Genomic DNA, 13041 nt, shown 5'->3' on the forward strand with positions numbered 1-13041 from the left:
ACCAAAAACCGCCACAGGATTCGCTCCTGTGGCGGTTTCTTCTTGCTTCTATAGTCAAAACTGACTTAAACCGTCAATTCCCTGCGCTATTGAATCGGTTTGACCATATGATTATACTCATGTCCTGCGATGACAATCACATCGTCTTTGACATATCCCTGCCGTTCGTACAGCATTAGCGCACGGCCGTTGTCTCGTTCTACAATCAGGGATACCTGTGAGTGACCCAGATCTCTGCCCTGCTGCTCAAAAGCAGCCATCAGTGCCCGGCCGATACCCTGCCCCTGATATGCTTCACTTACCGAGAGAGTATCCAGATAATACTCCCCCGGACGGGTTTCTTTAACCAAAGCATACTTCTCTTCCTGGCTTCGTTCAGGTCGATCCAGAATCGGCTGGTCCAGACGATCTGCTTCTCCGCCATCATAGGCTACCAGAATCCCCGCAATCAGCCCATCCTGCTCCATCACTGTCACATGACGGTAGCTAATCCGATTGTTTTCCTGTACATAAAACTCCTGCAAAATCTGCATCGCCTTCTCATGATCCGCCTCACCCGCAAGCGCGTATGCAATGTCTCCTATCGCCTGATACAGTAACAGGATGACCTGATCTGCATCTTCTATGCGCGCAGGTCTGATCAGAGGAGATTTTTCTTGGTGATCTAATTGCATCTTGGAATCATTCATCAGATTAACATGTTGAACAGATTTAGATTTTTGTTCAGTTCGGTATAGGCGATACCTTTGCGGTTCATGCGTTCAATGAGCGGGTGGTAATCTTCCTTGTACATCAGCTCGATGCCCACCAAGGCAGGGCCATTTTCCTTATCATGCTTTTTCGTATATTCAAATCGCGTGATATCATCATTTTTCCCTAGAACTTCCTCGAGGAATTCACGTAAAGCTCCTGCACGCTGCGGGAAATTAACCATGAAATAATACTTCAGACCTTCATAGATCAGGGAACGTTCCTTGATCTCCTGCATCCGGTCGATATCGTTGTTACCGCCACTAATTACGCAGACCACCGTCTTGCCCACGATTTGCTCACGATACTGCTCAAGTGCCGCAACAGCCAAGGAACCGGCAGGCTCGACAACAATCGCATTTTCATTATATAACTCCAGAATAGTTGTGCAGGCTTTGCCTTCTGGCACTTTCACAATGTCATCAAGTATACTATTGCAGATATCAAAGGTGAGATCGCCAACACGTTTCACCGCTGCGCCATCCACGAATTTATCAATATCATCCAGCGTCACAACCTGTTTGCGGAACATCGCCTCACTCATGGAAGCTGCCCCAAGTGGCTCAACTCCAATGATGCGTGTCTCTGGACTCACGGTCTTCATGTAGGTTCCCACGCCAGCTGCCAACCCGCCGCCACCAATCGTAACGAACACATAATCGGCATTCTCATCGAGACTTTCCATGATCTCCATCGCTACCGTACCATTACCTGCAATAATCTTCGGTTGATCAAAAGGATGGATAAACGTCATGCCTTGTTCGTCACATGCACGCATCGCTTCAGCATAAGCGTCATCATACGTATCCCCGATGAGCACCACTTCAACGTTGCTGCCGCCAAAACGTCTGACCTGCTTCACCTTCTGGTTCGGTGTTGTACTCGGCATGAAGATTTTGCCGTTAATTCCGAGCGCATTACAGCTAAAAGCGACACCCTGAGCATGGTTGCCCGCACTCGCACAGACAATACCCTTCTCCATCTCGGCTGGTGTCAGACTGCGAATCATATTATAGGCGCCTCGAATTTTGAACGAACGCACCACTTGAAGGTCTTCCCTTTTCAGATACACATTACAGTTATATTTGGCCGACAATACAGCATCCCGCTGCAACGGCGTTCTTACAATGACCTCACGCAGCACATGATGTGCGCGTACGATATCTTCCATGCCAACACTGGCACGACCGGGACTTGTGGTTCCCGTTGGTTCTTGTTCAACTGGTTTCATGTTGTCTCCACACTCCGCTTTTATGGTCTAGCAATGTCGCGCACTGCTTTTCTTTGTATTGTATCACTTTTGATCTATTCTTGCGCCTGAGCTCACATCATTTATCATTCGTACAATTTCATCTATAATGACCGCTACCCTCGCGGGTCTGAACAAACGCACTTGAACCAAACGTATGTGAGCTAGGATTAGGATTCATGTTCCCCTCCTGATTACAAGCATAGTCATCTGTCACCGAATCTAATTGAAAATGATTATCAATTACTTCATTATAGAATAATCCATGCTTTACGACAACCATGTTGCTTCAGCAAGTTACAGCACTCCTATCACCTCTGTCACGTTGCTAGGATCATCCTCCGTACCACCGTTCCTTTCCCGCTCCTTTTTCCTTATGCAAAAAGAAAACCCGATCCATGATCGGATCGGGTAACTGTTCCGTCACGGCCCCACTGCTAAATGCAACCAGTGCACGCAGCGGCATATATTTCATCGCCTGGAACGAAAATTCGGAAAAATCTGCTCCTTTCGGAGTTATAAGACACGCCCTAGTAATAGTTACATAACACCAGCCAATCATTTCCTCTTCCTAACAATAATAAAACAAAAAGGAAAAACAGCCCGATCTTCACGAATCAGGCTGTCTCTATCCGTTTCATATCTTACGCCTGTGTCTTAAACCAAGCTGCCGCGGCTTCTGCCTCGGTACGAGTCAACTGATGACCCTGACGCTCCCAATGCGTGTTTACATCGGCACCTGCACCGCTCAGCAACGAAGCAAGTTCCTCCGTTTCACGTCTTGGTACAATCGGATCGTTCTCGCCCGCACCAATGAACACAGGCAGACCTTTCAGATCCGGCAGTTCGAGTCCGTGCAGCGGTACCATCGGGTGATGCAGAATTGCACCTTTGAATACATCTGCTTGATGGAAGATCAAGCTTGCCGCAATGTTGGCACCGTTAGAGTAACCCAGTGCATACACGTTGGACCGATCAAAACCGTATTCCACCGCAGCTGCATCTACAAAAGATCCCAATTCTGCCGTACGAGCAATCAGATCTTCTTCGTCAAAAATGCCTTCGGCCAGCCGGCGGAAGAAACGGGGCATCCCGTTCTCCGATACGTTACCCCGCACCCCAAGTATGCCAGCTCCTGGTGCGATCATTTCCGCCAGACCTACCAGATCATTCTCAGTTCCGCCTGTGCCGTGTAGCAACAGGATTGTTGGCGCATCCGGCTGAGCACCTGCTTTATAGATATGTTTCATTGTATTGGTTGTGGTCATGATTTGGACTCTCCTTTCCATTCACGTACTTCGATTCGTGGCAACAATTGTTCAATCTGCTCACGCTGTGGTTCATACCATTCAGGCAACATCAGTTTCTCACCCATGCTCTCTGCTGGTTCATCCCGTGCAAATCCCGGAGGATCCGTAGCCAGTTCGAACAGTATACCACCCGGCTCCCGGAAATACACAGCGTTGAAGTATTGACGGTCAATGACTGGCGTTGGATGATATCCGGATTGTTCAAGATCCTGCTGAATTTGTTCATGCTCCACGTAATCTTTGGCACGCCATGCAATATGGTGAACCGTTCCGGCTCCGCCAATCCCGCGTTGGATACCTGTGGACTGAATATCGATGATCTGTCCAATATCGCCACTTGCCTGAAGACGAAGGAGTCCGTTCTCTTCACCGACTTGCTCCAGACCCAGTTTGCTCACCAATACGTCCATGGTTTTCTCAGGAACGTGGCTGAACAATACGGCTCCGCCAAATCCTTTGATGGCATGCTCTGGTGTCACACCATTGAAACTCCAGTTGCTTGGCTGACCGCCTTCACGCTCAACCAGTTCAAGCAACAGACCGCCTTTGTCGAAGAAACGAATGTACTGCTCACCAAATCTCGTTTTATTTTCATATGGAATGTCTAAGGAAGCAAGACGTTCTTTCCAGAAAGACAGGCTGCCCACAGGAACCGCATATACGGTAACTCCAGTCTGACCGGAACCAATGACACCTCTTCTTGAATTTTGCTGTGGGAAAAAGGTAATGATTGTGCCCGGTGCACCCTGCTCATTCCCGTAATACAAGTGATATACGTCTGGTGCATCAAAGTTAATGGTTTTTTTCACCAGTCTGAGCGCCAATACACCTGCATAAAAATCAACGTTTTTCTGTGCATCGTCAACAAAAGCTGTAATATGATGAATTCCTGAAGTTCTGAACATAATCTCCACTCCCTTGGTTTTAGTAGTATCATAGGTTAGTTTTGCTTCTTTTATTTATTTCGTTTTCGTTATTTATCTTTAAATTAAGATTCTTTAAATTTATATTAATCCAATGGACCATGATATGCAAGCTTTTATTTTAAAATTAAGATTTAATACAAAAAGCAGGCCCCGATCACATCGGGAACCTGCTTATCATTAGAACGATTGATTAGGTTGCTTCGCTAATCCTGTAATATCTTTGTATCACTTATTCTTAAACCAGTTTCATTCTTTTTGGTGGATTCACCAAATCTTTGTGCTCGTATTCATCCTTGATATCTCCGACAATCTCTTCCAGGATATCCTCCATCGTAACCATACCTACCGTAGCACCTGCCTCGTTTTTCACGGTGGCAATGTGTACACGGCTTTGCTGCATCTGGATCAGTACATCCTTGATTGGAGAACGCTCGGAGAAACTCGGCGTATTGTGGACAAATGTCTCCATATTGAAGTCTCTGCCCGCAGCCACACTCGTCAGCATTTCTTTGGTGTTAATAAAGCCAACAAAATGAGCCTGATCCCCATTCGCAATAACAGGGTATCTCGTATATTCATGTCGATTCAGCATCTCAATGATCTGATCAATCGGCATTTCTTTATTCAAAGTAACAATTTTATCTCGTGGAATCATGATCTCCTGAAGCAAACGCTCATCAAAAGCAAAAATGTTTTTGAGATAGTCCAGCTCCGTCTGGTTGATCTCACCGCTCTCAAAGCTCTGTGCCATAATCAGCTTCAGCTCTTCTTCGGAGTGAACGGTATCATGCCCGGCAGGTTTTACACCAAATATGCCAAGCAACAGACGAGCAGCTCCATTCAGCGCGTAAATAAATGGATTCATGATTTTACCGAACCAGTACAGTGGTGGTGCCAGCAACAGCGTCATTCTCTCTGCAAACTGAATCGCCAGTGTTTTCGGTGCCAATTCACCAATAACCACGTGCAGGAACGTAATGATCGCCAGAGCGATACCATAGGAAAGCACGGTAGACAATGCCGCCGGCACTTCCATTCGCTCAAAGAGCGGATGCAGCATTTTCTCAACGGTAGGTTCACCCAAGGCTCCCAATACCAGCGCCGTGATGGTAATCCCCAATTGACATGCAGACAGATAATAATCCAGGTTGTACGCCACTTTTTTGGCCAGTACTGCCTTTTTGTTCCCTTCCGAGATCAATTGATCGATTCGGGACATCCGTACTTTAAGAATTGCAAATTCGGCTCCAACGAAAAAGGCTGTCAGACCTATAAATACGGCTACTAAAAATAAATTCAAGGCTATTATTCCGTCCAATGATTTCCCTCAGGTTGAGGGATTCACCTCCATTAAATTTTAAAATAAGGTTGCACGAGTGACGTTCCGGTGACGGCTCGTTCTTCCGATCGCCATTGCCTCCAAATTTTCCTGATTATTGTTTTCAAAGGTTTAAAATTGGTTTGCAAACGCGAACGCTACGCTTCTTCAGAATCGATTCCGTCCCCTACACTGTTACGTTGCCAAAACGTTTTAAATTCTGAGGGCAGTAGCCAAATAGGCAGTCAAACCCTAGATTACAGTCAGATCGAACCAACCAAGATCACGCCAGATCGCTAGTAGCTTCCTCAACCTGTGCGCCGCTCACTCGTTCCAGAAGAACTTGTTTGATGTGATAATTTTCGGTATCCACAACGGTCCAGACATAATCACCGTGTTCTACCGTGTCTCCTTTTTCCACACCTACACCCTTCTGGTATTGGATCCATCCAGCAACGGTATCCATCTCTTCATTACCTTCAAAGCTAAGCCCGAACTGCCGCTCCACTTCATCCAAAAGTACCCGGCCATTAATGAGATATTGATTCTCTCCGGTCTCCTGAATATCAGCCACCTCATCGGCATCGAATTCATCGCGAATCTCACCGACAAGTTCCTCCAGAATATCCTCCATCGTAATGATACCCGAGGTACCGCCGTATTCATCCACGACCACGGCCATGTGTACACGTTCCTGCTGCATTTTAATCATTGCATCCTGGATACTTGTAACTTCGGAAACAAATGGGATCTCACGAACGAACTCGCTTAGTTGATACGATCTTGCGGCTACCATGTCAGGCAAAATCTTTTTCACATTCACAACGCCGATAATGCGGTCCTTGTCCCCATCCTCGATGACAGGGTAACGTGAGTAGTTATGTTCATCCAATATAGGAATAATATCGTCATAGGTCATATCCTGATCTAATGTCACCAGTTCTGTACGCGGTACCATGATGTCTTTGGCATCACGTTCGTCGAACACAAATACATTTTCCAGATATGAAAGCTTGGTCTTGTTGTTCTCGTCACCTTCATAGCTCTGGTTCATGATGATTTTGATCTCGTCCTCCGAGTAGGCTTGATCATGTTTGGCAGGCTTTACACCGAATCCTCGCAGAAGAACACGTGAGGTTCCATTAAGCGCCCAGATGAACGGATACATGATTTTACCAAACCAGTATAGCGATGGGGCAAGCATTAATGTCAGTTTTTCTGAAAATTGAATCGCCAACGTTTTCGGTGCCATCTCACCAACAACCACGTGTAAGAACGTGACGAGGATAAAGGCGATCGCATAGGAAGCAATCGACGAGATTGAAGCAGGTATATCTAAATAATTGAATACCGGATATAACAATCTCTCAACCGTCGGTTTTCCGAGCGCTCCCAGTCCTAGAGCAGTGACCGTAATACCGAGCTGACAGGCTGACAGATAATAATCCAGGTCCGAGACAACTTTTTTAGCCAATACGGCCTTTTTATTGCCCTCCGCGACCAGTTGATCCACTCTTGATGTACGAATTTTGACTACAGCAAATTCCGATGCTACGAAAAATGCAGTCAATGCAATCAAGATAATAAGTAAAGCGATATTCAATATGGTAATTATGTCCAATGATTTCCCCGGTTCTCAGGGATTCACCTCCAGAGATAGTTACAGCGTGATCCGTTAACTGTGTTAACCATTCATCAACTGTTATTCTTTCAACACGACGTCTGCCTTATATAAAATCGATTTCAATGATATCTTTTGTATAAGTCTTACGTTTGACCTTGTAAAATTACAAAACAGGAATTCAAGATGAAGTCAATGACTTGCAGAAACTTCTTCATTCAAATCGGGTTACCCCTCATGCTGTCAATTGTTCCTCGCTTAACTCCACCTAGATTCGCCATTTGGACAATTTACAATATCGCCTACCCAATAGATATCCACCTCCCCTCGTACTCATTCCTGTTTCCGAAAAGTATACCATGTTTCCCGCTTAACCATCCAGTTGCACGTTATGGTTTGCCACAAGCTTATAGTATAATGTTCACAAATCAGTCTCTATGTATGTTACGTACTTTCTATAATATGATTGTTATTACCTCATAATGTGATAATCTTCACATGTTTAGTATAGTCCAATTTATAAAAATACTACCCTTTAGTTTAGGGCATTAAACAAACGTGATCGCCCTGATTTAATCTAGTTTCGTATCTTCCCCATGTTCTTTCTCGTATGGACAAGTCCGGCCATTTGTACAAGATACATCTATATACGTTGGAAAGAGCCCGCAGGATGCAAATACCTTTCCGGTATACATCCTTGACGGGCTCTTGTATTCATTCTATACCAGTGCTTTGGCAGCAATGTCTGTCCGCTGATGTTTACCATCAAAATGGATACGCTCCGCCTGTTCATAGGCTTTGTTTCTAGCTTCGGCAATATCCGTACCAAGGCCAACTACGCCCAGGATCCGTCCACCATTGGTGACCCAGTCTCCTGCTTCACTACGCGCCGTACCTGCGTGGAATACCACGGCATCTTGCACTTGATCCAGTCCTTCAATGACTACGCCTTTGGCATAAGGACCCGGATAACCTCCTGAAGCAAGCACCACACATACTGCGGCTTCATCACTCCATTCAATCTCAATATCAGCCAGCTTGCCATGAACGGTTGCCCAGAAGATATCAAACAAGTCACTCTTCAGACGTGTCAATACAACCTGTGTTTCGGGATCACCGAAACGTGCGTTGAACTCAATGGTTTTGGGTTTACCATCTGGGGAGATCATCAGTCCGGCAAACAATACACCCTGGAATGGACGTCCCTCGGACACCATCGCTTTGGCAGTTGGTTTAATGATCATCTCCACGGCTTCCTCAATAATAGAAGCAGGGATATGTGGCAAAGGTGAGTATGTACCCATACCGCCTGTGTTTGGCCCTTGGTCATTGTCGAATACAGGTTTGTGATCCTGTGCTGCGGCCATCGGACGAACCGTCTCCCCATCGACAAAAGCCAGAATGGACATTTCCTGCCCTGCGAGGAATTCCTCGATGATCACTTTGGCTCCTGCTTCACCAAATACTTTGTCCACCATGATACTGCGAAGTGCCTGATCAGCCTCTTCACGCGAATAAGCTACCGTCACACCTTTGCCCGCTGCCAGTCCATCTGCCTTGATGACAACCGGAATTGCTTGCTCATTCAGGTATGCTTGAGCTTGTTCGTAATTGTCGAATTTTTCATAGGCTGCGGTTGGAATGTTGTATTTGTGCAGCAGGTCCTTCATGAACGTTTTACTTCCTTCGATCTCTGCTGCATTGCGACGAGGTCCAAATACCGGAATACCTGTCGAATCAAATGCATCCACGATCCCATCCGCAAGCGGATCATCCGGACCAATAACCACTAATCCCACTTTAAGCTCTACAGCAAGAGCCGTTAGTTTATCGAATTCATTTACCGCAATGGCATGACACTCAGCGAGCTGAGCAATACCTGCATTTCCCGGTGCACAGTGAATCTTGTCTACCTTTGGACTCTTTGCCAGTGCCCAGATGATTGCATGTTCCCGGCCACCGCCGCCTACTACCAGAATATCCATTCGCTCTGTTCCCCTCCGTGCATAACTGAATTTGTTACGCTAATGCGTGTTGAAAGAACCTAAAAAAGAGGGGGTGTACCATAAGTCATAAGTATGACTGGCGACACCCCTTATTTAAACCTTTTTCGCTCTAGTGTTTGAAGTGACGAACGCCTGTGAAGACCATCGCAATTCCGTATTCATTGGCTACTTTGATGGACTCTTCATCTTTGATCGAACCACCAGGTTGAATCACCGCTGTAATTCCGGCTTTTGCTGCCAGTTCCAGTGTATCACCCATTGGGAAGAACGCATCAGATGCCAGAATAGCACCTTTTGCTTGCTCGCCCGCTTGCTCAATCGCAATTTTGGCTGCACCCACACGATTCATTTGTCCAGCGCCCACACCTACCGTCATATCATTTGCAGCAAGTACGATCGCGTTGGATTTCACGTGTTTAACTACTTTCCAGCCAAACAAGAGCTGTTTCAGTTCTTCTTCCGATGGCGCACGATCAGTTACAACATTCAACTCGCTCGCTTCAATGGAGTGTACATCGGACTGTTGCACGATCATACCACCGTCGATGGACGTTACCACGAATTGGCTTTCCCGTTTACGAGCAGCATTCAATTCACCCGTTTTGAGCAAACGAATGTTTTTCTTCTTCGTCAGGATATCGAGTGCCTCTTGTGTAAAGTCAGGGGCAAGTACGATTTCCAGGAAAATCTCGCTCAATTTGCCTGCTGTATCGCTGTCGATAATGCGGTTCGCTGCCACGATGCCACCAAAGATAGACGTTGGATCTGCAGCATATGCCTTGCTGTAGGCTTCATAGATACTTGCGCCAATACCTACGCCGCATGGGTTCATATGTTTTACCGCGACAACGGCTGGTTCTTCAAATTCTTTGACAATCTGCAATGCTGCGTTCGCATCATTAATGTTATTGTAAGACAACTCTTTGCCATGCAATTGCTCGGCTGTTGTCAACGTATCTTGAGCAGCCAGCGGTTTGCGATAGAATGCCGCCTGCTGGTGTGGATTTTCGCCGTAACGCAAATCCTGGAGTTTTTCGTAAGTAACCGTCAGACGCTCTGGTAGTGGATCACCATTTACGTTGGACAGGTAGTCGGAGATGAGTGCATCGTAAGCCGCCGTATGACGGAACACTTTTGCCGCAAGCCGTTTGCGAGTTTCGAGAGTGGTATCTCCATCGTTGCGCACTTCCTCCAGCACTTGGCTGTAATCAGATGCGTCTACAACAACACTGACAAAGGCATGGTTTTTGGCTGCCGAGCGAAGCATCGTTGGACCACCGATATCGATGTTCTCGATGGCATCTTCATATGCCACGTCTGGTTTCGCAATAGTCTCTTGGAATGGATACAGGTTCACGACAACCAGATCGATATAGCCGAGACCGAGTTCTTCCATCTGGCGTGTGTGCTCTTCGTTATCACGCACAGCCAACAACCCACTATGAACTGCCGGATGCAATGTTTTGACACGTCCGTCCATGATTTCCGGAAATCCGGTCACATCCGAAATTCCGATGACAGGTACGCCTTCCTTCGACAACAGGCTGCTTGTACCTCCTGTCGAAATAATCTCCACACCCATTTGCGACAGCTCGCGGCAAAAGTTCACGATGCCTGTTTTATCCGATACGCTGACCAGCGCTCTTTTGATACTCACAATATGCTCCTCCTTTAATGTCCCATGGCTTCGCGTTTCCTGACGAAACACAGCCGATTTATTTCCCGAGAAATATCACAAAATGCGTACCAATATTCGACTTCTGTTATACAGTTGATAAATAGATTTTCACACTAAAACACTACGAGTCCAGAATAATCTTTCGATCGCTGTTATTCCTAGATTTTTTTGAACAATTTCTCAATGGTAAAAATCCAGTAATAAAGGCGAGCGCTTCGCTTCTACAGCTTATTTCTGTCCTCTCTGTTAATGTGTGAAAAAGTTTAAAACTATATCAAACCGGTTTGTTAACAGTCACGTGACGTCCGTCTAACTGAACCAGACCTTGCGCGAACCAGGAAACCACTTCAGGGTATAACTGCTGTTCAGCCGCATGAATGGAACGGCTGATTGACTCAGGCGTATCCTCTGGCAAAATGGGAACCGGATGCTGGGCAATAATCGGTCCAGTATCCATGCCTCCGTCCACAAAATGCACGGTCACGCCCGTAACTTTCACACCATATTCGAGAGCCTGTCCAATCGCATCCTTGCCTGCAAATGCCGGTAGCAAGGACGGATGAATGTTAATCAACCGTCCTGCGTAACGATCCACCACAACGGAAGTCAGCAATCTCATATATCCAGCAAGAACAACCAGGTCGATCTTTTTGGATTCAAGCACTTCCACGATCTCTGCCTCATAGGCTTCACGGGAAGCATAATTTTTCGGAGTAAACAGATGACAATCCACGCCTGCGTCCTGTGCCCGCTGCACAACGCGTGCAGCCGGTTTATCACACACGAGCAGATCTACAGATGCATCCAGCCCACCGTTTCGTACTGCATCAACCAATGACTGAAAGTTAGACCCTTCACCCGAGGCAAATACAGCTATGCGGTAGTTCGCCATTAAACATCCGCTCCCGTGAAGGTTACTCGCGCATCTCCTTCAGTAACACGGCCAATGATGTACGCTTCTTCACCTGATGCTTTCAGTTGTTGCAGTGCTTCCGTTGCATCTGCTTCATTAACGACCAGTACAAGCCCAACACCCATGTTAAATGTGGTGAACATGTCACGGTTCGAGACAGCACCCTTTTCCTGTAACAGGTTGAAGATCGGCAGGATCGGCCAAGAACCGTAGTCAATATCCACATTCACGTTGCTCGGCAACATACGTGGGATATTCTCAATGAAGCCACCACCTGTAATGTGTGCCATGCCTTTTACTTTTACCTTTTCAAGCAGGGTCAACAGGGGTTTAACATAGATCTTCGTAGGTTCCAGCAGAGAATCACCCAGCTTACCGCCCAGTTCCGCTACTTCATCATGCAGATCAAGTCCCGCATCTTCCAACAAAAGTCTGCGTACCAGCGAGAATCCGTTACTATGCACACCGCTGGAGGCAAGTCCGATCACTGTGTCGCCAGGGGCGATGGTTGTACCGTTGATGATCTTTGCTTTGTCCACGATACCCACCGTGAATCCGGCAATATCGTATTCGCCTTCACTGTACATGCCCGGCATTTCCGCTGTCTCGCCACCGATCAGCGCACAACCAGATTGATGACAGCCTTCAGCGATGCCCGCAACAATAGCTTCGATCTTCTCAGGAATGACTTTGTCACATGCCAGATAGTCAAGGAAGAAGAGTGGTTCTGCACCCTGTACCACAATGTCGTTCACACACATCGCTACCGCGTCGATTCCGATGGTATCGTGACGGTCCATGGCAAATGCAATTTTCAGCTTGGTGCCTACGCCGTCTGTACCGGATACAAGCACCGGCTCATCGTATTTATCTTTGTTCAAACCGAACAGGGCACCGAATCCACCCAGATCTGTCATCACTTCCGGACGGAAGGTACGCTTCACGTGTTTTTTCATCCGTTCAACCGCTTCATTACCTGCCGCGATATCAACGCCGGCCTTTTTATATGCTTCGGACAAGTGGAATCATCTCCTTTTTTTTCGCCCCACCTAAATCCTCCCGCCCGGGAGGACCCCATAGGACCTTGGCAGGCCCTCTGGACACCCGCCAAAAAAGCGGTGCAGAGGTGGCTAGTGTGATCTTGCTATGGTTGGTTGGTTCGTGTGCTCGCGTGGTTGTTCGCCGATTCCGCTGGCTGCAAGCCATCGGTCGGCGAACCCCGCTCAGCTGCGCTGCGGGGCAAGCCCGCTGGGCAGCTGCTTCGCCTGGC

General features: G+C 47.0%; 12 protein-coding genes. 1 reads left to right on the forward strand and 11 read right to left on the reverse strand.

The genetic code is table 11. The features are described from left to right. Positions 1-86: 86 nt before the first annotated feature. The 11 genes from D829_RS0119880 to purM form a co-directional block, all read right to left on the reverse strand. Positions 87-674, reverse strand: coding sequence for a GNAT family N-acetyltransferase (locus tag D829_RS0119880; protein WP_017690681.1), 588 nt, complete (start codon positions 672-674; stop codon positions 87-89). A 14-nt stretch (positions 675-688) separates the two neighbouring features. After that, on the reverse strand, positions 689-1981 hold the full coding sequence (gene ilvA, locus D829_RS0119885; RefSeq protein WP_017690682.1) for a threonine ammonia-lyase IlvA: 1293 nt from the start codon (positions 1979-1981) through the stop codon (positions 689-691). Between the two features lie 352 nt (positions 1982-2333). Continuing rightward, positions 2334-2561: a hypothetical protein gene (locus D829_RS33925; RefSeq protein ID WP_017690683.1), complete on the reverse strand. Its 228-nt coding sequence runs from the start codon at positions 2559-2561 to the stop codon at positions 2334-2336. A gap of 82 nt (positions 2562-2643) precedes the next feature. Further along, on the reverse strand, positions 2644-3249 hold the full coding sequence (locus D829_RS0119895) for an alpha/beta hydrolase (RefSeq protein ID WP_026081298.1): 606 nt from the start codon (positions 3247-3249) through the stop codon (positions 2644-2646). Positions 3250-3263: 14 nt separating this feature from the next. Further along, the gene (locus D829_RS0119900; RefSeq protein ID WP_085981463.1) at positions 3264-4217 is read right to left on the reverse strand and encodes a ring-cleaving dioxygenase; all 954 of its coding nucleotides are present in this window, start codon (positions 4215-4217) and stop codon (positions 3264-3266) included. Between the two features lie 253 nt (positions 4218-4470). Beyond that, complete coding sequence (locus D829_RS0119905; RefSeq protein WP_017690686.1) at positions 4471-5553, reverse strand: hemolysin family protein; 1083 nt, start codon at positions 5551-5553, stop codon at positions 4471-4473. 283 nt (positions 5554-5836) lie between these two features. Then, the gene (locus D829_RS0119910; RefSeq protein ID WP_017690687.1) at positions 5837-7174 is read right to left on the reverse strand and encodes a hemolysin family protein; all 1338 of its coding nucleotides are present in this window, start codon (positions 7172-7174) and stop codon (positions 5837-5839) included. A gap of 719 nt (positions 7175-7893) precedes the next feature. Beyond that, positions 7894-9159, reverse strand: coding sequence for a phosphoribosylamine--glycine ligase (gene purD, locus D829_RS0119915; RefSeq protein ID WP_017690688.1), 1266 nt, complete (start codon positions 9157-9159; stop codon positions 7894-7896). A gap of 130 nt (positions 9160-9289) precedes the next feature. Further along, entirely contained in the window at positions 9290-10837 is a 1548-nt protein-coding gene (gene purH, locus D829_RS0119920; protein ID WP_017690689.1) for a bifunctional phosphoribosylaminoimidazolecarboxamide formyltransferase/IMP cyclohydrolase, read from the reverse strand. Between the two features lie 295 nt (positions 10838-11132). Then, entirely contained in the window at positions 11133-11750 is a 618-nt protein-coding gene (purN, locus tag D829_RS0119925; protein ID WP_017690690.1) for a phosphoribosylglycinamide formyltransferase, read from the reverse strand. Further along, positions 11750-12790 (reverse strand): phosphoribosylformylglycinamidine cyclo-ligase, encoded by a 1041-nt coding sequence (gene purM, locus D829_RS0119930; RefSeq protein WP_017690691.1) that lies wholly within the window; start codon positions 12788-12790, stop codon positions 11750-11752. Before purM ends, purN begins: the two co-directional genes overlap by 1 nt. Before the next feature lie 65 nt (positions 12791-12855). Here purM and D829_RS33490 point away from each other — a divergent pair. Next, the coding region (locus tag D829_RS33490) for a hypothetical protein (RefSeq protein ID WP_026081299.1) at positions 12856-13041 on the forward strand (186 nt) is incomplete at its 3' end.

The sequence above is a fragment of the Paenibacillus sp. PAMC 26794 genome (genome assembly GCF_000316035.1).
Classification (GTDB): Bacteria; Bacillota; Bacilli; order Paenibacillales; family Paenibacillaceae; genus Paenibacillus.